This window comes from Lysobacter sp. KACC 24251, assembly GCF_057747755.1.
In genome coordinates this window covers 2,593,641-2,618,655 of sequence record NZ_CM173222.1, presented here as the reverse complement: position 1 = coordinate 2,618,655, position 25,015 = coordinate 2,593,641, and the positions used below count along the sequence as shown (strand labels likewise).

The following is a 25,015-nucleotide window of genomic DNA, read 5'->3' as shown; positions in this document are numbered from 1 at the left end:
GCGGTGCATCGATCCCGGGCTACAGCTCCCAACGCAGCTTGACCAGCAGCTGATCCGCATCGCGCAGGTCACTCGCACCGCCCACCAGGTCGCCCAAGCCCTGGCTGGACTGCAAGTCGCCAGCGCGGGCGAGGGTCTCGTCGCCCCCACGCGCATAGACCACGTACAGCTCCCGCCGCTGCCCCAACTCGTAGCGATACCGCAACTGCATGCCGAAGTTGTTGACCGTGAACGCATCGACCGAGTCGGAGCTCTCAACCAGAAGACCATCCGTGCCGATGCGGTACGCCACCGGGTCTTCAGCCTTCAGGCCAAGCCACTGCAGTTTCAAGCGCAGTTCGTGACGCCGGCCAGGGAACCAGTTCACGTTCATCGACGCCTCGCGTCGCTGGCTGTGGTAGCTGGCGAACAGGTTGTCCTCGCGCCACAGCAGCCAGTCGCGCGACCAACGCGGCATGAAGGTGAGCCCGATATCCAGGTCGTCGCGCGGGTAGTAGCGAAGCTCGCCGGTCAGTTGCGCCGCCAGACCCTCGTTTCCCTCCTGCAGCAAGGCCGCCTGCAGTTGCCAGGTCCAGTGCCCGATGCGGGGGCTGAAATAGCCATGCGACAGCGTCTGCAGTCGTGGCTCCTGCCACACCAGTCCGTGGCCCCGTGAGCTGAGGTCGTCGTAACCGCTGCTGGTCCAGGTCAGCTTGCTTTCCTGGTATCCGCCCGCCCGCAAGGCCGCGCCGCGCCGCACTGCGACCGCCGCCGGCAGGCGAACACCGGCGTCGTTGTAGCGGATCCGCGGCTCCACCTCCCACTCCACGTTGCGCCGACGATCGTCCTCGGCGAAGGCGGAGAAGCTGCGCGTGGTGCTCCAACCCGCTTCGCCGTACTCGCCACGGCGCTGGTAGCCCATGTCGTTGAAGTCCAGCCCACGCCCGTAATACGTCAACTCCAGCTGGTGCTGCCAATCGCTGTTGGGCAGGTACGTCCCCCGCAACCAGCCACCCATCCCGGACGCAGTGTCGTGCTGGCGCACGCGGCTGCCGAGCAACTGTCCACTGAGGGACCAGCGTTCATCGGGTCGCCAGCTGACATCCAGCGCGTTGACCAGCGCGGAGCGCTCGAGCCATGGGCGATCCACCCAGGTGCTCAGCCAGCCCAGTCCCACCGTGCCGAACTGGCGCCCGGCGCGTTGGGCGAAGAACGCACGACCGACGTCATCGGCGTAGTCGGACTCCATCGCCACCAGCGTCCCCAACTCGAACCCGCCCACATTGCTACTCAGCTTGACCGCCGCATCGATGTCCGAAGCCTTGCCATCCGCGTCGGATGGCCCGCCGATGCGCCGTGTGTACACCAGTCGGCCAGCGTCGGGCATGTCGAAATCGAAGATGCCCTGGTTCTCGGTGAAGAACGGGCGCTTGTCCGAGAACAGGAACTCGGTCGCGCTGAAGTCCACCACCAGGTCATCGGCCTCCACCTGCCCGAAGTCCGGATTCAGCGTCGCGAGCAACTGGAACCTGCCTGATGGCTTCCAGAACAGGTCGCCGCCCAGCCGGTGTGACAGTCCGCCGCCGATCAAGTCATGGGACAGCGACGTATAGGGGATGACCGAGAGCAGGCCCTGTCCGCGGTGGCGCGCCACTTCCACCTTGGTGAACTCCGACAGGTAACGCGGCCGCAAGAAGCTGATGTTCGCGGGAGCGCTGCGTTCGTTGAGGCTGGCGATCACCCGGTCGAAGTGAACCCCGACCGTCCGTGCCGGACCGTCGCCCTCGCGCATTGCCGCGACTGTCCAGGGGATCAGCATCTCCACCGACCAGCCATCCTCGTTTTCGTTCAGTGCGTGGTCCCAGACGCCATCCCAGTCCGCGTTGAAGCGGTTCTCGTTGCTGAGCGACTCATCGCCGATCGCGTTGCCCAGAGTGACCCGGAAGTTGTAGGCCTGGCGCCCGTCGCCGTCGAAATCCACGGTGAAGTTGACGCGGTCCGCTTCGACGAAAGCGTCCCGCCCCGCGCGTGGGCGGAAACGCACGGTGCCCGCCGGCTGGCTGACCACGAACGCCACCGCCAGCCCTTCGGGCAGCGACTGGAGGAGCGCCTTGGTGGGGTGGGTGGGCGCCGACTGGGTAAAGGGCTGGGTGACACGGAAGTTGTCGAAGACTTGCGCCTGTGCCCACAGCGCTTCATTCGGGATGCCGTCCAGCTGTAGTGCGCCGGTGGTTGTCGCAGCAACGGGCAGGGCGCTGGCCCACAGCGAGACAGTCAGAACTGCGCGAATCCACACGGGCTTCCAAACTGCCGCCTCAAACATCGCACTCTCCCGCGCGCAGCGCTGCATCGACCAGCGCTACCGGGGCGGTGTACAGGTTGGACTGCCCGTTCAACAGGCCACCGGCATCGGCGGCGCCATCACCGGCGCGCAGGCTGGCGAAGTACAGCGTGCTGCCATCGGCGCTGAAGGCCGGGGTGAAGTCCATGCCCGTTCCATTGATCGGCGCCGGCAGTCGCACCGCCCGGGACCAGGCTGTCGGTCGCCTGCACGCGGCGAACAGGTCCAACTCGTCGGAGTCCTCGCGCCTGCTCCAGAACACCGCCACACGGCCGTCGGGCGACAGCGTGAGATCGCCCTGGATGTCGCCGTCGTTGAACGGTGCGGGCAATGCCAGTGGCGTGTCGAATCCATTGCCATTCACGCGGGCCTGGTAGATCGACAACTTTGCGGGCCCGCCCTGGCGGGAACTGTTGAAGTACAACCAGCCCTCGTGGAGTTCGGGGCCGAGTTCTTCGCCGTCCGACGCTACCGCCGCAAGGTGTTCCGGCGTTCCAAAGTTCCCGGCATTGGCGGTGACGCGCCAGATGTCGAGGCTGGCGTTCGGCGCTTCGCCCGCCACGGGCCGATTGGAGACGAAGTAGAGCGTTTCTCCATCGGGTGTCAGCCAAGGATCCGAGTCCTTGTAGCGCGTGTCCGAGAAGGGCACTTCCACCGGCATACTCCAGCCCTGACCTTCGCGGCGTGCGAACCAGATGCGGCTGTCCTTGAAGTCCGCGTCCGAGCGGGCAAACACCATCAGCCGCCTCCCCGCATCCATGCCCAGGTTGTAGTCGTTGCGCGGGCCGGACAGCCAACCCTCACCGGTCAAGAGAGAGACACCGGCCTGCGCGGCAGGCAGGGTGCGCACTGCAGCCGCAGTAGTTGCCTGCGCGGCGACAGCGGCAAACGGGCTGGTTCGACCGGATGCCGCCGTTTCGGCTGCCTGTTCCACCGCGCCGCAGCCTGCGGCCAGCAGCCCCACCATCATCATTGCGATAAGACGCATTCGTCCTCCATTACGTCGCCGCGCGCATGCACGGGCGTTGTGATCACTTGGGTTTGCTGTACCAGAGCGCGTTGACGATGATCCAACGCTCGCCGAACTTGCCCATGTGGAAGTAGTCGACGAACCAAGGCGTTTCCAGCCGCACGGAAGCGGCATCGCCGGTCACGTCGAGCACGCGGCACTTGCGGTTCCACTGTTCCTTCGGTGTCTTCAGCGCGCCCTGCCGGGTCAGCCCGACCAGCTCCTCCTTGCCCATGCGGCGAAGGCCGAGCCGCTCGTAAGGCGTGTCGCCAATGACCATGCGCTTGGCGAGGTCCGGATGTAGCGCGCGCGCCACACGCTCGGGGTCGGCTTCAAGCTGGCCGTCGACATAGTCGAAGCAGGTCGCTTCGATGGAAGCGAGCGTGGCCGCGTCGGGCGGGGGCGGGGTGCTCGCCGCTGCGGCAGCGGCAAAAATCAGGGCAAGCGTTGACATCGCTCCTCCAAACAGGCGCGTGGTGGGGTACCCGTGCATTGGACGCTGCCGGTATGCCCCCTGTCTGCGGGGCCTGCGACGAAGCGTTGGCGGTTTGCGGCGAAGCGTTAGGCGGCGACGACCAGCCGCCCGTTGATCAGCCGGACCTTGTCGCGATAGCTGCGCGACAGCTTGAGTTCATGGCCGGAATCCAGCGACAGGAAGCACTCGCCGTTGTGGTGCGGACGCAGCGCCTTGACCCGTTCCAGGTTGACGATGCTGGAGCGATGCACACGCGCGAACCGGTGCGGGTCCAGCCGCCGCTCCAGCTCCTGCATCGTGCCGCGCAGGACGTGGGTTTCGCCGTCGGTGTGGATGCACATGTAGTCACCGGCCGCGTCGATCCAGCGGATCGTGTCGAGCTCGATGCGCAGCAGGCGCTGCCCATCACGGATGCTCAGCTTGCCGCCAGTGCGTGCGTCCTCCTCCTGCAACAGCGCGTCGAGCTGTGCGCGGGCGACATCCGGCAGCGTGGCCACCAACTTGAGTAGCCGCTCGTAATGGTCTTCGGCCTTGCGCGCGGCGAGGCGCGCGCGCGCGCGTTCCACCGCTTCGCTCAGGCGCCGGTTGTCGACCGGCTTGAGCAGGTAATCCAGCGCGCTGGCCGCGAACGCCGCCAGCGCGTACTGGTCGAACGCCGTCACGAACACCGTCAGCGGGATCTGCGTGGCCGGCAGTGCGCGGAAGAGGGCGAAGCCGTCCATGCCCGGCATTTGCACGTCCAGGAACATCAGTTGCGGGCGCAACTCGGCGATGGCCTGCATCGCCTGCCTGCCATTGCCTGCCTCGCCGACGATCTCGATGTCGGCATGACGCTGCAGGTGAAGTTGCAGGCCGCGCCGGGCCAGCGGCTCGTCATCGACGATGAGGGTGCGGATGCCGCCCATCTCAGCCCACGCCATCGGTCGCGAACGGCAGCCGCAGGTGGACGTCGGCTCCCCGTGGCTCACGGTTGGTGACGTCCACATGCTGGCGATCGCCGTAGATCAGGCGCAGCCGCTCACGGGTATTCGCCAGCCCCACGCCGGCGCCTCCTGCCGACGTTGCGGCGGTGATGCCCGGCCCGTCATCCCGCAGGTGCAGATCCAGCATGTCACCGAGGCGGCGTGCGACCAGCTCGATGCGCCCGCCTGCTTCGCTCGTGGAGACCGCGTACTTGATCGCGTTCTCGACCAAGGGCTGCAAGATCAGGCTGGGCACCAGGGCGTCGCGCGTGTCCCGGTCGATGTCCACCACGACCGAAAGTCGTTCACCGAAGCGCACCCGCTCGATGCCCAGGTACAGCTCCAGCGCCTCCACCTCCTGCGCCAGGGTTACGGATTGCTCCGGATCGGATTCCAGCGAATGGCGCAGGAACGACGACAGGCTGCAGATCATGCGATAGGCCGCGTCGCGCCGGTCATCCAGCACCAGCGTCGAGATGGCATTGAGCGTGTTGAACAAGAAATGCGGATTGAGCTGGTATCGCAGCATCTTCAGTTGTGCGGCATGCGCCGCGTTGGCCGTCCGCAACGCCGCCTCCTTCTGCTGCTGCAACTGCTGGGCCAGCCTGATGCCGAAATACAGGCCGCTCCACGACAGCAGCAGGTACAGCGCAGAGGCGAAATACCACAGGTACCCGAAGAGGCTGTGGATCTCGCAGTCTTCGCAATGTCTGAAGGTGATGATGACGTGCAGCTTCATCTGCACAATGGTGGCGAGGACCAGCATCAGCGCGGCGGCCGGCACCATCACCCGCGGCGGCTTGCCCCACAGTCGGCGATATCCCAAACGCAGCACGCTGGTCGTGGCGAAGCCGCACAGCGCGACGGAGAGTGACACCAGCACGTAGCTCAGTGGCCGGCCATCGCCCATCGCCACCAGGAAGTTGAGCACGAAGTAGGCGCACCAGCCGCCGATCTGCAGCGGCCAGAAGAGGTGCCTGGGCGCGGCCTGGGACGTCGTGGGCAGGGCAATGGTGTTCAAGCGGCGGGCTCGCTGACTGGGCAGGGTCTATGTACATAACTGGGGTGCGTTTGGAAAGGTCGGCGGCGGGCAACGGCGTCCCGGCCTGTGGCCAGCCGCCTACCGTACATCCGCTCACGCGTGGCGCAGCCATGAGCGATGCAAACCCACCGTCGCACAGGGGCACGCCGGAACATTCCAGCGCGTGCGTTCCCCGGCATGCGAAGCGGTGCGCTTGAGTCGCGTTACTTTGCGGGTTTACGTCGCCCGCTCCACGACTTGCTCAGGATCATCCATTGGCCGTCGATCTTCGACAGCGCCAGGTAGTCCAGACCGTCCCAGCCTGGATAATCCAGCCGTACTTTGACCACTGCGGCATTCTCGTTCACATCGAGGATTTCGTAGCTGCGGTGGCGCTGGTCCTCGTCATCGGCCGGCCGGCCGGGGAATCCCTTCGCCCATTCTTCCGCGGTTTCCGTGACCACCTGGCGCTTGGTTGTGGAGTAGCCCAGGACCATGCCGTCCTTTCTGAGTACTTCGTAGGCCAGGTTGGCGTCGCCCATTTCGAACGCGCGCATCATCTTCTGCATGGCGCGGTCCACGGCCTCGCGCTCGCTGGTCTGTGCCATGACGGACGCGGGCAGGAGGAGGGCTGCGGCGAAAACAACGGATCGGAAAGTGAGTTTCATGGTTGTCCTGGTTTTGTTGGGTGCAGGGTTGAAGGCCGGCGCTGGCCGGCGATGGAGGGTGTTGTGCAACGCAGGCTTACTTCGCGCCGCGGGTTGAGGGTGCAGCGGCGCGTTGGCGCAGGATCTCGACCACGGCCTGCGCCACCGGCGTCGCCGACGCGTAGTTCTGGCCGGTCACCACCGCGCCGTCGACCTCGATGTACGGATCGTCGCGCTCGCCCGCCTGGAAGGAGCCACCGCGCGATTCGACGGTCTGGCGGATCAGGAACGGAAACTGCTTGAAGTAGTCGGCGCCATGGTCTTCGTACTCCTCGGGAAACCCGGTGATGCGCTTGCCCGCGACCAGGTGCCGGCCGTCGGCGAGCTTGAGGTTCACGATGCCGGCCGTGCCGTGGCAGACGGCCGAGACCACGCCGCCGTTGCGCTCGTAGACATGCATGGCGATGCGTTGCAGGACGGGGTTCTCGGGCACGCCGTACATGGCATTGCTGCCGCCGACGTAGTACACGGCGCGGTAGCGGGCGGGGTCGACCTGGTCGGGTTTGGCGGTGTTGCGCAGGCCGTCCATGATCCGGTCGTCCTTCAGGCGCGGCTCCATGTCGGTGCTGACATAGCGGTCAAGGATCGGCACGGCCCCGCCGTCGGGCGACACGAAGTCCACCGAATAGCCCGCCGCCTGGAACGTGTCCCACGCATTCACGACCTCGCCGAAGCTGACGCTGGCCGGCAGGGTCGAGGCCCCGTGGAACTTGCTGCTGGCGAGGATGAACAGGATGCGGCCCTGGCCGCCACGGGCGGTCGCCTGGACGTCGGTGCCGGCGACCGGGTGCACGGTGCCGGCGGCGTTGGCCGTGTTCGTGTCCGGCGCACGGTCGGAGACGACAGGCCCCGTGGTGGTCGGAGCCGCATGGGCGGTGGAAAAACCACCCAGCCCAGCCGCCAGCAGGAGCACCAGAAGGGATTGGAGGAAGTGGGATGTTCGCAAGGGGGCAGGCTCGTTGGAGAGGAGCCCGCACCCTAATCGATCGCTTTCAGATCAATGTCTTGCAATCGCTTTCAGGAGTGCTGGAATCGGTTTTCGGAGTCGGTCCGGGTCGCGCGAAACGCCGCCGGGGTGACCCCCTCCAGCTTCTTGAACGCGCTGTGGAAGGTCGACATAGATCGGAAGCCCGCCTCCTCGGCCACGAGTTCGAGCGGCTTTGGCGGGGTCAGCCGCAGCAGGGTCTTTGCCTCCACGACGCGCAGTTGCGTCAGGTACTGCTTGAACGAGGTCTGGTTGTTGTCGTTGAGCAACTGCGACAGCCGGGTCTGGGGTATCCCGAGCCGGCGGGCGACGCGGGGCAGGGTCAGGTCGGGGTCCAGGTGCAGGCGCTCGCGCGCCATCAACTCGGCCAGGGATTGCAGCTGCGCGGCCGCTTCGGACTCGGGGATGCGGCGGTCCTGGTAGGGCTCGATCGGCGCCTGGCCGGACCGGAGGCGCAGGTAGACCAGCACGCTGGCCGCGAGCACGAAGGTGAAGGACAGCGCGCCGACGATGTAGGAGGTGTAGCCGGAGGTGTAGTACGCGATCCAGATGATCCAGATGCCCCCCGCCGCCCCCAGCAATAGCGGGCTCGACGACGTCTGCACAAGCTGGGTGCGATGCAGGTACAGCTGTCCGGTGGCAAGCAGGAGGTAGCCCAGCCACGAGTAGGTGATGCCGGGCGTGATCACCTGCCGCCAGAGCTCGACATTCCCGGCATAGGGCAGCAGCACGTTGATGGCGGCGGCGATGGCCAGCAACGCGGCGATGTGCCAACGGTCCGCGCGCGCGAGGCCGGGGCTATCACCGCGGCTCGAACGCACCAGGAAGTACAGGCAGGGCCCGATCAGGAAACACGCGGTCAGACCGACCTGCAGGACGATCCGGGGGATGTCCGGCCAGAAATGGAAGGCCGCGGATTTGCCCGTCCGCACACTGACCACCAGGACGAGCAGTGCCAGCCAGCGCTGCGTGGGCTTGCCCTTCGCCTGCCACCACAGGACGGAGGCCAGGACGATGCCGTTGAAGGTGCCCAGCATCGCGAAGAAGAACAGGAAATGTTGGCTGAGCATGATCGATGGATTGGAAGGAATGACATTCGGGTCGCGGCCGCGCAGCGATGGCGACTCGCGCTGGCCGAGGACGGGCGTCGCATTCTGCCATTGCCTCGTTGCGCTGCGCTGACGCTGTCCACGCAAACGGGGCCTCTCGGCCCCACGCGGTGTCACGCCATAGGTCTGCTTCTGGCTCGGCTTGAAAAAGGGGCGCGTCCGCCGCCCGGTGTGGTCAGGGGGAGCCCATGGACCGGACGGGCGGACGCAACGGGGGAATCAAACGCGAGCGAGAGACTTGTTGCCAGCGGGCACGAACATCCACATCAGCAGGTAGGCCACCGCGCCACCGCCACCCGCCAGGCCCAGGCAGAGGAAGGCCGCGCGCCACAACCAGGTGGGCACGGGCGTGTGTTCGCCCAGGCCGCCGCAGACGCCACCCACCTGCACGTCGGTGGTGGAGCGCTTCAGGGCCTGCAGGTCCCAGGTCGCGGCGGCGGGTGCGCCCGCGCTGCCGGCCTTGGGCATGAACAGGCTGATGATCAGATAGACCACCACGCCGGCACCGCCGGCAAAGCACAACGCGACGAAGACGATGCGCCACATCCAGCTGGGCACGGGCGTATGCTCGCCCAGACCGCCGCAGATGCCATCAAGCTGGCGGTCGGTGGAGGATTTGCGCAGTTGTTGCAGGTTCCAGTCCATGGTGGGTTCCGGTGGCCGCGAACACCGCGGCATTGAAAACATCCTCCCAGCCGGGCCGAATGTGCCCCAGTGTCGAAAGGCAGGGTGACCAACGTGACCCCGCCGCCGGCACTCAGCGCTTGCGCTGCGCGGCGCGGATCTCCGTCAGCGCGGCAAGGAACCAGGCCTGGCTGTCCTGCGCGGGCGCGCGCCCGCACTGCACGCGATAGGCCTTGCCGCTAAGGCTGCTCCGACTGGCGGCGCGCTCCACAAAGGCTTCGGCGGTGGGCGCCAGGTCGCGCTTGCGCAGGTAGTCGTACTTGCGCCGCAGGTGCGCGGTGGCATCGCGCGCGTCGTACCAGTCGCCGTTGCGCTGGAAGCGGCACGGCGATTGCGCCAGGTGCTGGAACAGCGCTTCGATCTCGCGCTGGGCCGTGGCGCTCGGCGTCTGCGCGAAAGCCGACGAGGTCAGGAACAGTGCGAGCAACCACGGGGTGAAGCGTGCAGCCATGTCGAGCCTCGTTGCGTGGGGCGCCACGCGCCAAGGCGCGAAGCAGGCAGAGCGTCCGCGAGGCGCGCCGCAGGTGTCAACGACGGTACGGCGGCGGCGGTGCACGCGATCTGAACGGGAATGGTGCGGGGCTCGCGCACGACCAGCGGCGCTTGACACCAATGTTTACGCGTGTAATCTCAATTGCAATTACGAGTGTAATCGGAGAGCCCGATGCAGATCAGCGAAGCCGAATCGGTCGTCATGGACGTGCTCTGGCAGCGGCATCCGCTGGCCGCTGAGGACGTTGTGGCCGCCTTGGGCGATGCGCAGCAATGGCAGGAAGCCACGATCAAGACGCTGCTCAACCGCCTGCTGAAGAAAGGCGCGATCACCGCGGAGAAGGACGGACGCCGCTACCTGTACGCACCGGTGCTGCAACGCGGGGACTGGGTGCTGGACGAGAGCGAAAGCCTGCTCGATCGCCTGTTCGGTGGGCGCGTCGCACCGCTGGTCGCGCACTTCAGCCAGCACCGCAAGCTGAGCCGCAAGGACATCGCGGAACTGCGCCAACTGCTCGAGGAGATCGACGATGGCAAGCACTGAACTGCTGGGCACGCTGATCGAGGCCACGCTGGCGGTGAGCGCGGCGGTGGCGTTGGTGCTGCTGCTGCGCCGGCGGCTGCGCGAGGCCTTCGGCGCGCGGGTAGCCTATGCCGCGTGGTGGCTGGTGCCCGCCGCGCTGGTGGCGGTGTTGTTGCCGGCAGCGGTGCAGCCGGTGGGGCCGGTGGTGTTCACCCCGGTCGCCACGGCGGCTGCAGTGGCCGTCGCGCCGGTGATCATCGCCACGCCGATGGACACCACGCCGTGGTGGCTCGCGGCGTGGGGCCTGGGCGCAATGCTGATACTGCTGCGGATGGTGCGGCTGCAGCGCCGATTCCACCGCGCGATGGGGCCGGTGCGCGCGCGCCCGGACGGACTGCACGAAGCGGCGGCCGTGGTGGGCCTGCCGGCTGCGATCGGGCTGGTGCGGCCGCGCGTGGTGGTGCCCGCGGACTTCGAGCAGCGCTACGACGCCGGAGAGCGCGAACTGATGCAGGCCCACGAGCGCCTGCACATCCGCGCCGGTGACCTGCACAGCAACGCGCTCGCGTCGGTATTGCGCTGCGCCTTCTGGTTCAACCCTCTGGTCCACGTGGCTTGGTTCGCCTTCCGCCACGACCAGGAGCTGGCCTGCGACCAGCGCGTGATCGCCCGTTATCCGCATGCCCGCCGCCGCTACGGCGAGGCGATGTTCAAGATCCAGCTGGCCGCGCAACCGCTGCCGCTGGCCTGCCATTGGGGCTTCGGCCACCCGCTCAAGGAGAGAATCGCCATGCTGACCCGACCCGTTCCCTCGCCTACCCGCCGTGTGGTTGGCGCGTTGTTGACGACCGCGCTGGCGCTGGGCGTGGGCTTTGCCGCTTGGTCGGCGCAGCCGGCGCGCACCGCCGAGGCGCCCATGGCGGCCACGCGCCCGCTGCCCAAGGGTCACTTGATGGCCACCATCGAAGCGAGCGTGGCACCGGGGCGCGAGGAGTCCTTCGTCATCGTCAATCGCGCGGGGCAGCCGTTCGCAATCTCGTTGGGTGAAGGCGCCGACGCCTTCCACATGGACGCCACGATGAAGCCGGTGGGCGGCGACCGCATCCAGCTGGATGGCGTCGTGACCCAGGGCGGCAAGGTGGTTGGCAAGCCTAGGCTGGTCGTGACCGATGGCACACCGGCGGTCATCCAGATCGGCGAGGAATTCGGAGGCGCGTTCAAGGGCCTGAAGCTGGCGATGACCCTGACCGCGCGCGGTGAGCTGCCGATGCCACCGGCGCCACCCGCTCCGCCGCAGCCCCCAGTGGCGCCTGTCGCGCCGCCTGCACCGCCGGCGTTGGCCAATGGGCCGGACCTGCCCGCGCCTCCGGCCCCGCCGGCACCGCCTGCGCTGCCCGCACCCGCCACGAAGGTTGCTCCACTTCCCCCGGTTCCGCCGAGCCAGCCTGTGCGGGTGGAGGCAAAGCGCGTCATCGTTCACAGGGATGTGCATGCTGAGGGTCAGTCCCGCATGCAGCGGCAGTCCCGGTTGCGCATCGAGGGCGCTCAGGCCACCTTCGAAGGTGCTTGGGGGCCGGCGCAGGCCGATGGCACGCGTGTGTGCAACGGCACCGTGCAGGCGGACAACGTGCGCCGTCACTTCACGTGCGCGGCCGATCCGAAGGACGCTGCGGGGCCCTGAGTTTGCAGCGGCCGGCGTCGCAGCCGCCGCCTTCCAGCGCGTGGAGACCCAGCGCTGGCAGCGGACTAGAGCCCGTCGGCCGGCGCCTCGATCCGCAGCGGCGTGGTCAGGTGGCGCCGGCCGTGTGCATCTTCCCGTGGCAGGCGCCCGCCGCGGATATTCACCTGCAGCGACGGGTACAACAGGTTGGGCGCAGGCAGCCCCGCGTCGCGCGCATGACGCGCTTCGGCGAACGCCTCCAGCGACGTGTCGCCATCCAGCATGCGGTTGTCGCGCTTCTGCTCGCCCACCGAGACGCTGGCGCGGCGCTCGCGCCCGGCCGGCGGGTAGTCGTGGCACAACCACAACGTGGTCTCATCGGGCAGCGCGTAGAACCGGCGGATCGATGCATACAACTGCTCCACGCTTCCGCCCGGGAAGTCGCAGCGCGCGGTGCCGACGTCGGGCGCGAAGATCGTGTCGCCGACGAACACGTTGCCATCGATGCGGTAGCTGAGGCTGTCGGCGGTATGGCCTGGCGTCGCCAGCACCTCGAAGCGCAGCGCGCCCGCTTCGACCACGTCGCCCTCCCTGAGCAGCGCATCGAAGGCGTCGTGCAGCTCGGGGTGGTCGGTGGTCAACTGGAACAGGTCGGCGAAGTGCGCCTGCACCGAGCGGATGCCATGCCCGATCGCAACCTGTGCACCGGTCTGCGCGCGCACGAAGGCGGCTGAGGTGAGGTGGTCGGCGTGCGCGTGGGTCTCGAGGATGCGGTGCACGGTCAGGCCGTGCTCGACCACGTACGCCAACAGGTGGCGGGCGCTTTCCGTACTGATGCGGCCCGAACGCGCGTCGTAATCCAGTACCGGGTCTATCACCACGGCATCGATGCCGCGGTGTACGACATAGCTCCACGTGCCGGTGGCATCGTGGAAGAACGGCTCGATGTGCATCGCTTCGTTCATCACGTTCCCTCGCATAGCGGGCGCTCGCCCGCGCAGTAGATGCCGTGCAGCGTATCGATGATGCGCTGCGCTGGGCCTTCAACCAGTGAATAGTAGATCGTCTGCGCCTCGCGGCGCGTTTGCACCAGCCCGTCCTCGCGCAGCACGGCCAGGTGCTGCGACAGCGCCGGCTGGCTCAGTGAAAGCCGCGCGTTGAGTTCGCCGACCGAGCGCTCGCCTTCCACCAGCAGGCACAGCAGCATCAGCCGGTTCTCGTTGCCCAAGGCCTTGAGCAGGCGTGCGGCATCGCCGGCGTGGGCGCGCATCGACTCGGGATCGATCGGCGGCGTGGAGGGCTTGCGGGAAGCGGCCATGGCGGGATCAGCGTTGGGTCACGGGCAGGCCGGCGTTGGCCCATTCGGTGATGCCGCCGGCAACGGAGCGCACGTCGGTGAAGCCCATGCGCTGCAGGTTCAACGCGGCCAGTGCGGAACGGCCGCCGGTGCGGCAGTACACCACGAGCGGCTGCTCCTTGTGCGACAGCGCGGGGTCGCTGACGTTGGCCACGGCGGGGTGCGCATCCACCTGGAACTCCAGCACGCCACGCGGAATGTTGACGGCGCTGGCGATGTGCCCGGTCTCGAACTCGGCGGGCTCGCGCACGTCGATCAACACGCTGCCGAGTGTGTCGGCGGCGAATTCGGAAGGGCTGATCTCGCGGATCTGGCGGCGGGCATCGGCGACAAGCTCGGCGGCGGTAAGGGCCATGGGGACTCCATCGGGTGGGGGACAGGGGGAATATATCACTTGACGCTAATATAAGACAGGTCTAATGTAATATTCGTGAACCGTCGCGCCGCGGCGGAACCGGACTCCGGACGGAGGTGGGTAATGGCCAGGATCGTGGTGTTGGGCGCTGGGCTCGGCGGCATGGCCGCTGCCTACGAACTGCGGGAAACGCTGGGCAAGGACCACGCGATCAGCGTGGTCGGGTTGGGCGACCGCTTCAGTTTTACTCCGTCGAATCCGTGGTTGGCCGTGGGCTGGCGCACCCCGGAAGCGATCACCCTGCCGGCTGGCGAGTACCTGGGCCGAAAGGACATCGCCTTCCATGCCTCCGGTGCGCAGCGTATCGATGCCGAGGCACGCCAGGTCCATACCGGGGCGGGCGAGGTGTTGGACTATGACTACCTGCTGGTGTGCACCGGGCCCAAGCTCGCCTTCGACGAGGTGCCGGGCAGCGGGCCAGAGGCCGGGCATACCCAGTCGGTATGCACCACGCCGCATGCGCAGCACGCGTGGGAGGCCTACCAGGCGTTCGTGCAGGATCCGGGCCCGATCGTGATCGGTGCGGTGCAGGGCGCGAGTTGTTTCGGCCCGGCATATGAGTTCGCGATGATCCTCGACGCCGACCTGCGCAAGCGCAGGATTCGCGACAAGGTGCCGATGACCTTCGTCACCAGCGAGCCGTACATCGGCCACATGGGCCTGGGCGGCGTGGGGGACTCCAAGGGCCTGATGGAGTCGGAGATGCGCCAGCGCCACATCCGCTGGATCACCAACGCCAAGGTGCAGGAAGTGCGCCAGGGCGAAGTGGTGGCAGTGGAGCATGACGCACACGGCCAGCCGGTCCAGGAGCATGTCCTGCCCTTCAATTTCGCGATGCTGCTGCCGGCATTCAAGGGCGTGGAGGCAGTCGCCGCCGTCGAAGGCCTGTGCAACCCGCGCGGCTTCGTCATCGTCGACAAGCACCAGCGCAGCCCGAAGTACCCGCAGATCTTCGCGGCCGGTGTATGCGTGGCGATTCCGCCGGTGGAGGCGACGCCCATCCCCACGGGCGCACCCAAGACCGGTTTCATGATCGAGTCGATGGTCACCACCATCGTGCGCAACATCCAGGCTGAACTCGAAGGCAAACCCGCGACCTTCGAAGGCACGTGGAATGCCGTGTGCCTGGCGGACATGGGCGACACGGGCGCCGCGTTCGTCGCGCTGCCGCAGATTCCGCCGCGCAACGTGACATGGACGAAGATCGGCAAATGGGTGCACCTGGCCAAGGTCGCGTTCGAGAAGTACTTCCTCTTCAAGATGCGCAACGGCACGTCCGAGCCGATCTACGAAAAATACCTCATGGGCCTGCTCGGCATCGAGCGGCTCAAGCACAACGGCAAGTGAGCCGGATCCGTCGTCCACTCCAATCCCCTGCAGGAGAAATTCCATGAATCTCGACCGCGCCGTCATGGCCTTCGCCGGCGTCATGATCCTCGTCAGCCTCGTGCTGACCAAGTTCGTGCATCCCAACTTCTGGTGGTTCACCGCCTTCATTGGCGCAAACCTGTTCCAGTCGGCGTTCACGGGTTTCTGTCCTGCCGGCATGGTGATGAAGAAGCTGGGCATTGGCCGCAACGCCCAAGGCACCTGCTGCAACTGACCCGCTGCGGCTGACCTGCCCCCCATGGTTCACCCGTTCCGCAAGAAGCGGGCGGTCCCTTCCCCCCGGATTGCACTTTCCATGAAGCCCTTGCGTACCTTCCTGATCGCCTCCGCGTTGCTGGTCCTGGCGGCCTGCGGCAGCGAACCCACCGCGCCCAGATTGCCGCCGCTGCCCCAGCTGCAGACCCTGACCGTTGGTGCCAGCGCCGACGCAGCGGGACGCAGCTGGGACGGCGTGGTGGAAGCGGTGCAGCAGGCCGACCTCACCGCACAGACCGCCGGCCGCGTGACCGTGGTCAACGTGGACGTCAACGACCGGGTGGCCAAGGGTGACGTGCTGCTGCGGCTAACCGCGGTCGAGCAGGAAGCCGGCGCCAACACCGCGCGCGCGCAGTTGCGCGCCGCCGAGGCTGCGGCCTCGGAAGCGGAGGCCAATTACCGCCGTTACGCCGCGTTGGCGAGTGGGCAGTATGTGTCCCGCTCGCAGATCGACCAGGCCCGCGCCGCGCGCGACAGTGCGGTCGCCGCGCGCGATGCCGCGCGTGCGCAGGTGGCGCAGGCCAGCCAGCAGACCGAGTACACCGTGGTGCGCGCACCTTTCGCTGGCCTCGTCAGTGCACGACGCGTGGAGCCGGGCGAGAGCGTTGCCCCGGGACAGCCGCTGATCGCGGTGTATGCGCCGGGAGCGCTGCGCATCGACGTGCAGGTGCCGCAGTCAGAGGCCGAGGCCATACGCGCCGCAAACCGCGCACGCGTGGCCTTGGCCGACGGCCGCACCGTCGACGCCGCCGAAGTGGTGGTGTTCCCCGCCGCCGATCCCGCGACGCACAGCGTCGGCGTGCGCGTGACGCTGCCCGACATGCAGAAGGCGCCGGCTCCGGGTGTCACCGCCAAGGTGCTGTTCCCGATTACCATCCGCGCCGACACCGCCGTGGTCAGCATTCCCGTCGGCGCACTGGTACAGCGCGGGGAGGTCAGCGGCGTGTATGTCATCGCGGCCAACCGCATCGCACTGCGCCAGGTGCGGCTTGGGCAGCGCAGCGGCGATCGCGTCGAGGTGCTGGCGGGCCTGAAGGCCGGCGACGTGGTCGCTGCGGACCCCTTGGCCGCGGTGCAGGCCATGGCCGCGCAGCGCAAAGCCGCCGCAACGAGCTACGCGGAGCGCGGTCATGACTGAACCGCGCAACCGCTTCGGCCTGTCCGGGCGTTTGGCAGCGGCGTTCCAGGCCAACCCCCTCACGCCGATCCTCGCGATCCTCGGCCTCTTGCTGGGCCTGGTGGCGGTGCTCATCACGCCGCAGGAGGAAGAGCCGCAGATCGACGTGACCATGGCCAACGTGTTCGTCCCGTTCGCCGGCGCGAGCGCACGCGACGTCGAGCAACTGATCAGCACGCCGCTGGAACAGAAGCTTTCGGAGATCGAGGGCGTCAAGCACGTGTACTCGGTCAGCCGCCCCGGCATGGCCGTGCTCACCGTGGAATACACCGTGGGAGTGGAGCGCCAGCCGGCGATCGTGCGCCTGTACAACCAGGTCTATTCCAACCAGGACTGGCTGCCGCCGGGCATGGGCGTGGGCCAGCCGCTGATCAAGCCCAAGGGCATCGACGACGTGCCGGTGATGGCACTGACGCTGTGGACCGATGATCCGCAGCGGGGCGCCAGCGAACTGGCCGAAGTCGCGCACACGCTTGAAACCGAGCTCAAACGCATTCCCGGCAGCCGCGACGTCTACACCATCGGCGCGCCCGACCGCGTCGTGTCGGTGACGCTGGATCCGGCCAAGCTCGCCAGCTACGGACTCACCGTGGCAGACCTCGGCCAGGCGCTGCGTGCCGCCAACGCGGTGCAACAGGTAGGCGAGCGTGTAGGCGACGGCAGGACGGTGCCCGTCACCGCCGGCACCTTCCTCGCCAGTGCCGACGAAGTGCGCGACCTGGTCATCGGCCTGTCCGGTGGCCAACCGTTGCGCCTGTCCGACGTGGCCGAAATCCGCGCCGGCGGCGACATCGCCAGCCGCTACGCGTGGCACGGCTCGCCCGCTGGCAAGGGCGGTCCCGCCGAGGGCATCGCGCCCGCGGTGACGATCGCGATCGCCAAGAAGCCCGGCAGCAACGCCGCCGACATCACCACCGCCGCCACCCGGCGGGTGGAGCAACTCAAGGGCGAGTTGATTCCCGAGGGCATCAACGTCACCGTCACCCGCGACTACGGCCTCACCGCGTCCGACAAGGCGCAGAAGCTGATCCAGAAGCTGGTCTTCGCCACCGGCTCGGTGGTTCTGTTGGTGCTGTTCGCGCTGGGCTGGCGCGAGGCCATCGTGGTCGGCAGCGCGGTGATCCTGACGCTGGCCCTGACCCTGTTCGCGTCGTGGGCGATGGGCTTTACCCTCAACCGCGTGTCGCTGTTCGCGCTGATCTTCTCGATCGGCATCCTGGTCGACGATGCGATCGTGGTGGTGGAGAACATCCACCGCCACATGACCCAGGGCGGCAAGAGCCTGCGCGAGGCCATCCCGCCCGCCGTGGACGAAGTCGGCGGTCCCACCATCCTCGCCACGTTCACCGTCATCGCCGCGCTGATGCCGATGGCGTTCGTGTCGGGGCTGATGGGTCCGTACATGCGGCCGATCCCGATCAACGCCTCGGTGGGCATGCTGCTGTCGCTGGCGATCGCGCTGATCGTCACACCGTGGCTGTCGCTCAAGCTGCTGGGCCGCCATGTCCCGGGCCGCGGTGATGGCGGCCATGCGCCCGAGAGCCAAGACACCTGGTTGCACCGGCTGTTCGGTCGGGTCATGCGCCCGTTCCTGGACCCGAGGACAGGTGGGCGCCGCCGGCTGATGCTGTTCGGCGGCATGGCCGCGCTGGTGGTGCTGGCCGCATCGCTGGCGGTGTTCCAGCTGGTGGTGATGAAGATGCTGCCGTTCGACAACAAGTCGGAGCTGCAGGTAATCGTCGACCTGCCCGAAGGCCGCACGCTGGAAGACACCAACGCGCTGCTGACCGAGCTGGCCACGGTGCTCGACAACGTCCCTGAAGTGCTCGACTACCAGGGCTATGCCGGCACCGCCGCACCCATCAACTTCAACGGACTGGTGCGCCAGTACTTCCTGCGCAGCGGCAGCAACGTGGGTGACCTGCAGGTCAATCTGGTGGACAAGCACGAGCGCGATCGCCAGAGCCACGACATCGCACGCGAGCTGCGCCCGATGCTCTCGGAGATCGGCCGTAGCCATGGTGCTTCGGTGAAGGTGGTGGAAGTGCCGCCCGGGCCCCCAGTGCTGTCGCCACTGGTGGCGGAAATCTATGGCCCGGATTACGCCACCAGCCGCAGGCTCGCCAAGGACCTCGAGCAGCGTTTCCTCAAGACCGAAGGCATCGTCGACGTGGACACCAGCGTCGAGTCCGATGCGCCGCGCGAGATCATGGTGGTCGACCGCGCCCGGGCCGCACGCCTGGGCGTGTCGCAGGCCGCGATCAGTGACGCGCTGGCCGCCGCCGTGGCGGGTTTCGACGCCACCTACATTCACGATGGCACGTCCAAGTACCCGCGGCCGGTCCGCCTGCGCCTACCGCCGGGCGAACAGGCCAGCTCCGATCGCCTGCTCGCGGTGAAGGTTCGCGGTGGCCAGGGCCAGCTGGTCCCGTTGTCCGAGCTGGTGACCGTGCGCAAGGCGACGTGGGATGGCGCCATCCACCACAAGGATCTGCTGCCCGTGGTGTACGTCATGGGCGACGAAGCAGGCGCGCTGGACAGCCCGCTGTACGGCATGTTCGACCTCGTGGGGCAGGTGACCGAGCACCAGGTCGGCGGCCAGACGCTGGCACAGACCTTCATTGCCCAGCCGGAAGACACCAGTGGCTTCGCCATCAAGTGGGACGGCGAATGGCAGATCACGTATGAGACCTTCCGCGACATGGGCATCGCCTACGCCGCCGGCATGGTGCTGATCTACCTGCTGGTGGTGGCGCAGTTCCGCAGCTACGTGGTGCCGCTGGTGATCATGGCACCGATCCCACTGACCGTGATCGGCGTGATGCCGGGGCACGCCCTGCTGGGCGCGCAGTTCACCGCCACCAGCATGATCGGCATGATCGCGCTGGCCGGCATCATCGTGCGCAACTCGATCCTGCTGGTTGATTTCATCAACCAGGAAACCGCACGCGGCGTGCCGTTGGCTGAAGCAGTCGTGGACGCCTGCGCGGTGCGCGCCAAGCCGATCGTGCTGACCGGTGTGGCGGCGATGATGGGCGCGTTCTTCATCCTCGACGACCCGATCTTCAACGGCCTGGCCGTGTCGTTGATCTTCGGCATCCTCGTCAGCACCGTGTTGACGCTGGTTGTGATTCCATTGCTGTACTACGCGCTGCTGTCCGTCCGCGAGCGGAGGACAGGGCAGGTGGCCTGACCGACCCGACTGACGCCGCCGCGCCCGGTGGCCGATTGTGCAATTCCCTGCGAGTGATGTTTGCGTGTCCCCAAGGAGAATCACCAATGAGCGCCGAATCCCCGATCCGCATCACGCTGGAGCAGGACCGCGACTACGCCTTTCGGATCCAGTTCGACGAAACGTCGCTGGACCCGTTGTTGGCCGATGAGGCCTCGCCGCTGGGCAGCGACCGCGGCCCTACGCCTTCGCGCCTGCTGCTGGCGAGCATCGCCAATTGCCTCAGTGCCAGCCTGCTGTTTGCGCTGCGCAAGTACAAGAACCAGCCGGGTACGTTGCGCGCGGAGATCACCGCGACGCCGTCGCGCAACGCCGACGGTCGGCTGCGGATCCCGAAGGCGTTCGTCACCCTGCAGTTGCCCGAAGGCAACGAGGATTACCAGCACCTGGAGCGCATCCTCGACCAGTTCGAGAATTTCTGCACCGTGACCGAAAGCGTGCGCCATGGCATCGAGGTGGAAGTCACGGTGAAGGACGCGCACGGTCGCACGCTGCTGGGCGACAAGAGCTTCGAGGCGGGTTCATGAGCGAGTCGTTGCACATCGCCTGCCCGCATTGCCATGCGCTCAATCGGGTGCCATCCGCGCGGCTGGGTGAAGCGCCGGCCTGTGGTCGCTGCCACCGCGCGCTGTTCGATGGGCGGCCGCTGGAGCTGGGCGTGGATCACTTTGCCACGCATTACACCCGCAGCGACGTCCCGTTGCTGGTGGATTTCTGGGCGCCCTGGTGCGGGCCGTGCCGGATGATGGCACCGCAGTTCGAGCAGGCCGCGACGATGCTGGAGCCGCACGTGCGCCTGGCCAAGGTCAATACGCAGAACGAGCCGACGTTGGGGCAGCAGTTTGCCGTGCGCAGCATCCCCACATTGGCGCTGTTTCACCGTGGCCGGGAGCTGGGGAGGCAAGCCGGCGCGATGGGCGCCGCCGACATCGTGCGCTGGACGCAACAGCACCTCACCGCTCGGACGTAGAATTGCCGTAGGGCGAAGATTTCGCGGGAGCTCGGGTCAATCGACCCGGATCAATCGCCTTTGCGCCTCCGGCTTCCGCATTCAATCTGCACCGCACCCATAGGAGAACGCGCCGTGACCCAACGCACCCATGCCCCCATCGTGATGTCGGGCCTGCTGGCGGCTGCGCTGTGCGCCGCGTGCGCGTCCGCGCCGGAGGCCGTCTCCAGCGCTGCGCCGGAGCCGGCCAGCGTGGTCGAACGCCAAGCCGTCGCTGGCCCCGAGCTTCCGGGTCTGCGCCAGCCGCGCCCTGGCCTCTACACCGGCGGCCAGCCCGCTGCGGATGCATGGGCGGCGCTGTCTGCTGCCGGCGTGGGCACCGTGATCAACCTGCGCCCCGAAGCTGAACTCGCCGGGCGTGATGAAGCCGCCGAGGTGCGGGCGGCAGGCATGGCCTACCACCAGATCCCGGTGGCCGGCGCCGAAGGCATCACGGCCGAGAATGCCGACCGGCTGTGGTCGCTGCTCCAGGCCGCCAAGGGTCCGGTGGTGGTGCACTGCGCGTCGGGCAATCGTGTCGGTGGACTGTTGTCGGTGGCGCTGGTGCGCCACGGAGGGCTGGAGCCCGAAGCCGCGCTGGCGCTGGGTCGCGAGGCGGGCATGGCCAGCACCGAGGCCAAGGCGAAGACGGTATTGGCGTCCGACGAAGGCCGCTGCGTTTCGGAGTGCTGAGCCGCCTTCAGGGCGACAGCGCGGCGTTGAGCACCCACGCCAGTTCGGTGCCGGCCCGACGCAGTCGCTCTTCCAGCACCGGCCGCCACGTGTCGGCGTAATCGGCCGGCAGCTTGGCAGACGGCGGGTAGACCCCCGCCCGGGTGGCGATGCTGCACGACTGCCGCGCCCAGGAGGCGCTGTCCGGCGGCAGCGCCCGTGCCGGCACCGGCACCACCATGGGGAGGGCGCGCAGGCGCTCCAGGTACGCCGTCTCGTCCAGCGATGCCGCGGCCAGCAGCTTGCTGTCCCACAGCGAATGCAGGTTCGTGCCCTTGCCGTCGAAATTCACCTGCACCGTGTTGCCACCCTTGTCGCGCAGGTAGCCGGCATGCAGCGGCTGGTGCACGTCACCGACGAAATGCACCACGAACTTCAGGGCCTGCGCGCGCTCGGCGCGGCTGCGTTGGCGGTCGGCGAGGATGGCGACCTGCGACTCCAGCGCGCCCACCACGCAATCGCCGTCGGGGCAGTCGCGTGCCGGCTCGTAGGTGCACTGTTGTTCGCCGAGATTGACGAAATGCCAGCGACTGCTGCGCCTGCCCAGGTCCGGATCGTGCTTGCGCAGGTCATCCGCCCAGGCCGCGATGCCAGGCAGGCTGGGATTGGCTTCACCCTCTAGCAGCGTGGCGACTTCGGCGCTGGCCGCGGGCGTCAATTCGTCCGCCGCCAGCGCAGCCACCAGTCGGTGTCCCATCGCGCCCCAGGCCAAGGCCGTGCCGGGGACGGTCGCCAGCAAGGCGACGACCAATGCGGCGCACTTCAGGACGCCGGAGCGCGGAACGGGGGAGTAGGAAGCAGAAAGACGAAGGGCCATGTCCGCAAGGGTAGCGGACATGGCCCCTCGGGGCAGCCCTGACCTTGGTCAGGGCAGGGGGCTCAGAACGAGAACACGTAGGCCGCGCCGTAAACCAGCGGGTCGATGTTGACCGTGCCCAGGTCCTGTCCTTCCACGGACACGTCGCTGTCGATGTCGATCCAACGCGCGTCGACGCGGATCGCGCCCTTGTCGCCGACCTTGAAGTCGACGCCAGCGTGCGCGGCCAGGCCCCAAGAGGCGCTCAACTCCAGGTCCGCGCCTTCCAGCGCGCCCGAGGTCTCCTCGCTGAAGAACTTGGTGTAGTTCACGCCGGCGCCCACGAACGGCTTCACCTTGCCCTGGCCGAAGTGGTACTGCAGCGACACGGTCGGCGGCAGGTGCTTGGCCTCGCCCACGGTGCCCAGGCCGTCGATGGCGATGTCGTGCTTGAACGGCAGCGAAGCCAGCACCTCGATGCCAAGGTTGTCGGCGACGAAGTATTCGCCGGTGAAGGTCGGGCGGACATTGCTCTCGACTTCGACCGGCAGGGCGCCGCCAGCGAGCGTGCCGTTGTCGGACTTCGGGTTGACCTGGTGGGCGCCGATGCCAACGGTCCAGGTGCCGGCGGACTGGGCCAGGGCCGGGGTAGCGGCGCCGCCGAGGACGAGGGCGAGGGCAAGGGCGGATGTGCGGAACTTCATGTGCAAACCTCTGTGGGAGATGACGTGGGAAATCGGTTGGCGTCATTGTCCGCAGCGGTTCCAACGCGCGCTTGATCATCGTCAAGTGCTTGTTTGACGCGGATCAAGCCGGTACTCCGCGAAGGCTGGTAGGCGGGCCCCGGCACCCCGGCCACGGGGCAGGGGCCGCCGGGATGGGGTAAAATGGCGGTTTCTCAAGCTCGCCCCACTCAGGAGCCCCGGTAATGGCGATCAAGGTTGGTATCAACGGTTTCGGCCGCATTGGCCGTAACGTGCTGCGCTCGGCCGTGCAGAATTTCGGCAACGACATCGAGATCGTGGCCATCAACGATCTGCTGGAGCCGGACTACCTGGCGTACATGCTGAAGTACGACTCGGTGCATGGTCGCTTCGACGGCGACGTGTCGGTCGAGGGCAACACCCTGGTCGTCAACGGCAAGAAGATCCGCCTGACCCAGGAGCGCGACCCGGCCAACCTGAAGTGGGACGAAGTCGGCGCCGACGTGGTCATCGAGTCCACCGGCCTGTTCCTGGACAAGGCCACCGCGCAGAAGCACCTTGATGCGGGCGCGAAGAAGGTCGTGCTGTCGGCCCCGTCCAAGGACGACACGCCGATGTTCGTGTACGGCGTGAACCACGCCAAGTACAACGGCGAGGCCATCATCTCCAACGCCTCGTGCACCACCAACTGCCTCGCGCCGGTGGCCAAGGTGCTGAACGACAAGTGGGGCATCAAGCGCGGCCTGATGACCACCGTGCATGCCGCCACCGCCACGCAGAAGACCGTCGACGGCCCGTCCAACAAGGACTGGCGCGGCGGCCGCGGCATCCTCGAGAACATCATCCCGTCGTCCACCGGTGCCGCCAAGGCCGTGGGCGTGGTGATCCCCGAGCTCAACAAGAAGCTCACCGGCATGTCGTTCCGCGTGCCGACCTCGGACGTGTCGGTCGTCGACCTGACCGTCGAGCTGGAGAAGCCGGCCACTTACGCCGAGATCTGCGCCGAGATGAAGGCCCAGTCGGAAGGCGCGCTGAAGGGCATCCTCGGCTACACCGAGGACAAGGTCGTCGCCACCGACTTCCGCGGCGACACCCGCACCTCGATCTTCGACGCCGAGGCCGGCATCGCGCTGGATGGCACCTTCGTCAAGCTGGTCAGCTGGTACGACAACGAGTGGGGCTACTCCAACAAGTGCCTGGAGATGGTCAAGGTCGTCGCTGGCAAGTAAGCCGCAACGCCCGCTGACTGGAGCACCCCGGAAGCCCCGCATCTGCGGGGCTTCTTCGTAGAATGGACATGGCATGACATCCAACTCCGAAGACAACGTCGCGCTGGACGAGGCGCAGATCGCCCAACTCGTCGACCACTTCTACGCCAAGGTGCGCCGGCATCCCGAACTCGGACCGGTGTTCAACGCGGCCGTGCATGACTGGGACGACCACCAGCGCACGCTGACCTCGTTCTGGGCGTCGGTGGCGCTCAAGGCCGGTTCCTACCGCGGCAACCCGATGGCCAAGCACCACGGCCATCCCATCCGTCACGAGCATTTCGACCAGTGGCTGGCGCTGTGGCGCGAGACCACGGCCGAGGTGCTGTCGCCCGAGGACGCGACGCAGTTCAACCACTACGCCGAGCGCATCGGCCAGAGCCTGCGTTACGGGCTGGGGCTCAATGGGGGCGTGGGGGCGCGTTCGCTCGGATTGCCGGTGGTCGGTTCCGGGCGCTGAGTTCGCGTCATCCGGCAGGCCTGCGCTGGCCCGGCGTTGGGGTGCGGCGCTGTGCATCAACACGCGTTCGAATGGGGCAGCGGCATCCCTGCCGCCCTCCCGCCGGCGTCCCGCCGGTTCCCCGCCTTCCTGGCTCTGCGACGCCGGGTTCCTTCCGGCGCGGGCGCGCGTCCTGCCGCCCTGGGCCCCCACGGCCGTGTGGGGACGTCCAGCCGGACCGCCACATCCTGCGGTGTCCGACGACGGCGTTTCCGCCGTGCTGCGCCTGCCTCCCCGAAGTACCAGGCCGGCGCGG

Annotated in this window: 26 protein-coding genes; 11 read left to right on the top strand and 15 right to left on the bottom strand. The window is 67.5% G+C overall.

All coding sequences use genetic code 11. The features are described 5' to 3' along the window. Positions 1–19: 19 nt before the first annotated feature. The 10 genes from AC3ARF_RS12195 to AC3ARF_RS12150 form a co-directional block, all read right to left on the bottom strand. A complete protein-coding gene (locus AC3ARF_RS12195) occupies positions 20–2,302 on the bottom strand; it encodes a DUF5916 domain-containing protein (protein WP_498928287.1) in 2,283 nt (760 codons plus the stop codon). Then, complete coding sequence (locus AC3ARF_RS12190) at positions 2,295–3,308, bottom strand: hypothetical protein (RefSeq protein WP_498928285.1); 1,014 nt, start codon at positions 3,306–3,308, stop codon at positions 2,295–2,297. Before AC3ARF_RS12190 ends, AC3ARF_RS12195 begins: the two co-directional genes overlap by 8 nt. 43 nt (positions 3,309–3,351) lie before the next feature. Then, on the bottom strand, positions 3,352–3,783 hold the full coding sequence (locus tag AC3ARF_RS12185) for a nuclear transport factor 2 family protein (RefSeq protein WP_498928283.1): 432 nt from the start codon (positions 3,781–3,783) through the stop codon (positions 3,352–3,354). A gap of 107 nt (positions 3,784–3,890) precedes the next feature. Then, positions 3,891–4,709, bottom strand: coding sequence for a LytR/AlgR family response regulator transcription factor (locus tag AC3ARF_RS12180; protein WP_498928281.1), 819 nt, complete (start codon positions 4,707–4,709; stop codon positions 3,891–3,893). A gap of 1 nt (position 4,710) precedes the next feature. Then, positions 4,711–5,787: a sensor histidine kinase gene (locus AC3ARF_RS12175; protein WP_498928280.1), complete on the bottom strand. Its 1,077-nt coding sequence runs from the start codon at positions 5,785–5,787 to the stop codon at positions 4,711–4,713. Positions 5,788–6,011: 224 nt separating this feature from the next. Continuing rightward, positions 6,012–6,395 (bottom strand): nuclear transport factor 2 family protein, encoded by a 384-nt coding sequence (locus AC3ARF_RS12170; protein WP_498928278.1) that lies wholly within the window; start codon positions 6,393–6,395, stop codon positions 6,012–6,014. A gap of 136 nt (positions 6,396–6,531) precedes the next feature. Next, positions 6,532–7,440: a type 1 glutamine amidotransferase domain-containing protein gene (locus AC3ARF_RS12165; RefSeq protein ID WP_498928276.1), complete on the bottom strand. Its 909-nt coding sequence runs from the start codon at positions 7,438–7,440 to the stop codon at positions 6,532–6,534. A 71-nt stretch (positions 7,441–7,511) separates the two neighbouring features. Then, positions 7,512–8,549, bottom strand: a complete 1,038-nt coding sequence (locus tag AC3ARF_RS12160) for a helix-turn-helix transcriptional regulator (protein WP_498928275.1) — start codon at positions 8,547–8,549, stop codon at positions 7,512–7,514. A 258-nt stretch (positions 8,550–8,807) separates the two neighbouring features. Further along, entirely contained in the window at positions 8,808–9,233 is a 426-nt protein-coding gene (locus AC3ARF_RS12155) for a PspC domain-containing protein (protein WP_498928272.1), read from the bottom strand. A 112-nt stretch (positions 9,234–9,345) separates the two neighbouring features. Beyond that, positions 9,346–9,723, bottom strand: coding sequence for a DUF5329 family protein (locus AC3ARF_RS12150; RefSeq protein ID WP_498928271.1), 378 nt, complete (start codon positions 9,721–9,723; stop codon positions 9,346–9,348). Between the two features lie 213 nt (positions 9,724–9,936). Here AC3ARF_RS12150 and AC3ARF_RS12145 point away from each other — a divergent pair, with 213 nt between their 5' ends. Next, complete coding sequence (locus tag AC3ARF_RS12145) at positions 9,937–10,308, top strand: BlaI/MecI/CopY family transcriptional regulator (protein ID WP_498928268.1); 372 nt, start codon at positions 9,937–9,939, stop codon at positions 10,306–10,308. Beyond that, positions 10,295–11,968, top strand: a complete 1,674-nt coding sequence (locus AC3ARF_RS12140) for a M56 family metallopeptidase (RefSeq protein WP_498928267.1) — start codon at positions 10,295–10,297, stop codon at positions 11,966–11,968. The genes AC3ARF_RS12145 and AC3ARF_RS12140 overlap by 14 nt, the downstream gene beginning before the upstream one ends. 65 nt (positions 11,969–12,033) lie before the next feature. Here AC3ARF_RS12140 and AC3ARF_RS12135 read toward each other — a convergent pair whose 3' ends face one another. The 3 genes from AC3ARF_RS12135 to AC3ARF_RS12125 are packed head-to-tail and all read right to left on the bottom strand — an operon-like array spanning position 12,034 to position 13,659. Beyond that, positions 12,034–12,912, bottom strand: coding sequence for an MBL fold metallo-hydrolase (locus AC3ARF_RS12135; RefSeq protein ID WP_498928265.1), 879 nt, complete (start codon positions 12,910–12,912; stop codon positions 12,034–12,036). Then, complete coding sequence (locus tag AC3ARF_RS12130; RefSeq protein ID WP_498928263.1) at positions 12,912–13,265, bottom strand: metalloregulator ArsR/SmtB family transcription factor; 354 nt, start codon at positions 13,263–13,265, stop codon at positions 12,912–12,914. The genes AC3ARF_RS12135 and AC3ARF_RS12130 overlap by 1 nt, the downstream gene beginning before the upstream one ends. A 7-nt stretch (positions 13,266–13,272) precedes the next feature. Continuing rightward, complete coding sequence (locus tag AC3ARF_RS12125; protein ID WP_498928261.1) at positions 13,273–13,659, bottom strand: rhodanese-like domain-containing protein; 387 nt, start codon at positions 13,657–13,659, stop codon at positions 13,273–13,275. 123 nt (positions 13,660–13,782) lie between these two features. On the opposite strand from AC3ARF_RS12125, the gene AC3ARF_RS12120 reads away from it, so the two are divergent. The 7 genes from AC3ARF_RS12120 to AC3ARF_RS12090 all read left to right on the top strand — a co-directional run bounded on the left by AC3ARF_RS12120 (position 13,783) and on the right by AC3ARF_RS12090 (position 21,453). Then, complete coding sequence (locus AC3ARF_RS12120; protein WP_498928259.1) at positions 13,783–15,066, top strand: NAD(P)/FAD-dependent oxidoreductase; 1,284 nt, start codon at positions 13,783–13,785, stop codon at positions 15,064–15,066. Between the two features lie 43 nt (positions 15,067–15,109). Next, positions 15,110–15,322 carry a YgaP family membrane protein gene (locus AC3ARF_RS12115; RefSeq protein ID WP_498928258.1) on the top strand — a complete coding sequence of 71 codons (213 nt, stop codon included), beginning with the start codon at positions 15,110–15,112 and terminating at the stop codon, positions 15,320–15,322. 81 nt (positions 15,323–15,403) lie between these two features. Then, positions 15,404–16,501, top strand: coding sequence for an efflux RND transporter periplasmic adaptor subunit (locus AC3ARF_RS12110; RefSeq protein ID WP_498928256.1), 1,098 nt, complete (start codon positions 15,404–15,406; stop codon positions 16,499–16,501). Next, positions 16,494–19,733: an efflux RND transporter permease subunit gene (locus AC3ARF_RS12105; protein WP_498928254.1), complete on the top strand. Its 3,240-nt coding sequence runs from the start codon at positions 16,494–16,496 to the stop codon at positions 19,731–19,733. The genes AC3ARF_RS12110 and AC3ARF_RS12105 overlap by 8 nt, the downstream gene beginning before the upstream one ends. 86 nt (positions 19,734–19,819) lie before the next feature. Then, positions 19,820–20,299: an OsmC family protein gene (locus AC3ARF_RS12100; protein WP_498928252.1), complete on the top strand. Its 480-nt coding sequence runs from the start codon at positions 19,820–19,822 to the stop codon at positions 20,297–20,299. Further along, positions 20,296–20,742: a thioredoxin TrxC gene (gene trxC, locus AC3ARF_RS12095; RefSeq protein WP_498928250.1), complete on the top strand. Its 447-nt coding sequence runs from the start codon at positions 20,296–20,298 to the stop codon at positions 20,740–20,742. Before AC3ARF_RS12100 ends, trxC begins: the two co-directional genes overlap by 4 nt. A 114-nt stretch (positions 20,743–20,856) precedes the next feature. Next, positions 20,857–21,453, top strand: coding sequence for a protein tyrosine phosphatase family protein (locus AC3ARF_RS12090; protein WP_498928249.1), 597 nt, complete (start codon positions 20,857–20,859; stop codon positions 21,451–21,453). Positions 21,454–21,460: 7 nt separating this feature from the next. On the opposite strand, the gene AC3ARF_RS12085 is transcribed toward AC3ARF_RS12090, so the two are convergent. Continuing rightward, complete coding sequence (locus AC3ARF_RS12085; protein ID WP_498931869.1) at positions 21,461–22,189, bottom strand: S1/P1 nuclease; 729 nt, start codon at positions 22,187–22,189, stop codon at positions 21,461–21,463. Positions 22,190–22,371: 182 nt separating this feature from the next. Then, positions 22,372–22,992, bottom strand: a complete 621-nt coding sequence (locus tag AC3ARF_RS12080) for an OmpW/AlkL family protein (protein WP_498928247.1) — start codon at positions 22,990–22,992, stop codon at positions 22,372–22,374. A 224-nt stretch (positions 22,993–23,216) separates the two neighbouring features. Here AC3ARF_RS12080 and gap point away from each other — a divergent pair, with 224 nt between their 5' ends. Together gap and AC3ARF_RS12070 are read left to right on the top strand one after the other, a co-directional pair. After that, positions 23,217–24,221, top strand: a complete 1,005-nt coding sequence (gene gap, locus AC3ARF_RS12075; RefSeq protein WP_498928245.1) for a type I glyceraldehyde-3-phosphate dehydrogenase — start codon at positions 23,217–23,219, stop codon at positions 24,219–24,221. Positions 24,222–24,294: 73 nt separating this feature from the next. Continuing rightward, entirely contained in the window at positions 24,295–24,720 is a 426-nt protein-coding gene (locus AC3ARF_RS12070; protein ID WP_498928243.1) for a group III truncated hemoglobin, read from the top strand. The last annotated feature ends 295 nt before the right edge of the window (positions 24,721–25,015 follow it).

What these genes read in the sequence shown, in the direction of transcription:
- AC3ARF_RS12195 (WP_498928287.1), bottom strand. Translation starts at nt 2,302, where the DNA reads ATGTTTGAGGCGGCAGTTTGGAAGCCCGTGTGGATTCGCGCAGTTCTG.
- AC3ARF_RS12190 (WP_498928285.1), bottom strand. Translation starts at nt 3,308, where the DNA reads ATGCGTCTTATCGCAATGATGATGGTGGGGCTGCTGGCCGCAGGCTGC.
- AC3ARF_RS12185 (WP_498928283.1), bottom strand. Translation starts at nt 3,783, where the DNA reads ATGTCAACGCTTGCCCTGATTTTTGCCGCTGCCGCAGCGGCGAGCACC.
- AC3ARF_RS12180 (WP_498928281.1), bottom strand. Translation starts at nt 4,709, where the DNA reads ATGGGCGGCATCCGCACCCTCATCGTCGATGACGAGCCGCTGGCCCGG.
- AC3ARF_RS12170 (WP_498928278.1), bottom strand. Translation starts at nt 6,395, where the DNA reads ATGGCACAGACCAGCGAGCGCGAGGCCGTGGACCGCGCCATGCAGAAG.
- AC3ARF_RS12160 (WP_498928275.1), bottom strand. Translation starts at nt 8,549, where the DNA reads ATGCTCAGCCAACATTTCCTGTTCTTCTTCGCGATGCTGGGCACCTTC.
- AC3ARF_RS12155 (WP_498928272.1), bottom strand. Translation starts at nt 9,233, where the DNA reads ATGGACTGGAACCTGCAACAACTGCGCAAATCCTCCACCGACCGCCAG.
- AC3ARF_RS12150 (WP_498928271.1), bottom strand. Translation starts at nt 9,723, where the DNA reads ATGGCTGCACGCTTCACCCCGTGGTTGCTCGCACTGTTCCTGACCTCG.
- AC3ARF_RS12145 (WP_498928268.1), top strand. Translation starts at nt 9,937, where the DNA reads ATGCAGATCAGCGAAGCCGAATCGGTCGTCATGGACGTGCTCTGGCAG.
- AC3ARF_RS12140 (WP_498928267.1), top strand. Translation starts at nt 10,295, where the DNA reads ATGGCAAGCACTGAACTGCTGGGCACGCTGATCGAGGCCACGCTGGCG.
- AC3ARF_RS12135 (WP_498928265.1), bottom strand. Translation starts at nt 12,912, where the DNA reads ATGAACGAAGCGATGCACATCGAGCCGTTCTTCCACGATGCCACCGGC.
- AC3ARF_RS12130 (WP_498928263.1), bottom strand. Translation starts at nt 13,265, where the DNA reads ATGGCCGCTTCCCGCAAGCCCTCCACGCCGCCGATCGATCCCGAGTCG.
- AC3ARF_RS12125 (WP_498928261.1), bottom strand. Translation starts at nt 13,659, where the DNA reads ATGGCCCTTACCGCCGCCGAGCTTGTCGCCGATGCCCGCCGCCAGATC.
- AC3ARF_RS12120 (WP_498928259.1), top strand. Translation starts at nt 13,783, where the DNA reads ATGGCCAGGATCGTGGTGTTGGGCGCTGGGCTCGGCGGCATGGCCGCT.
- AC3ARF_RS12115 (WP_498928258.1), top strand. Translation starts at nt 15,110, where the DNA reads ATGAATCTCGACCGCGCCGTCATGGCCTTCGCCGGCGTCATGATCCTC.
- AC3ARF_RS12110 (WP_498928256.1), top strand. Translation starts at nt 15,404, where the DNA reads ATGAAGCCCTTGCGTACCTTCCTGATCGCCTCCGCGTTGCTGGTCCTG.
- AC3ARF_RS12105 (WP_498928254.1), top strand. Translation starts at nt 16,494, where the DNA reads ATGACTGAACCGCGCAACCGCTTCGGCCTGTCCGGGCGTTTGGCAGCG.
- AC3ARF_RS12100 (WP_498928252.1), top strand. Translation starts at nt 19,820, where the DNA reads ATGAGCGCCGAATCCCCGATCCGCATCACGCTGGAGCAGGACCGCGAC.
- trxC (WP_498928250.1), top strand. Translation starts at nt 20,296, where the DNA reads ATGAGCGAGTCGTTGCACATCGCCTGCCCGCATTGCCATGCGCTCAAT.
- AC3ARF_RS12085 (WP_498931869.1), bottom strand. Translation starts at nt 22,189, where the DNA reads ATGGGACACCGACTGGTGGCTGCGCTGGCGGCGGACGAATTGACGCCC.
- AC3ARF_RS12080 (WP_498928247.1), bottom strand. Translation starts at nt 22,992, where the DNA reads ATGAAGTTCCGCACATCCGCCCTTGCCCTCGCCCTCGTCCTCGGCGGC.
- gap (WP_498928245.1), top strand. Translation starts at nt 23,217, where the DNA reads ATGGCGATCAAGGTTGGTATCAACGGTTTCGGCCGCATTGGCCGTAAC.
- AC3ARF_RS12070 (WP_498928243.1), top strand. Translation starts at nt 24,295, where the DNA reads ATGACATCCAACTCCGAAGACAACGTCGCGCTGGACGAGGCGCAGATC.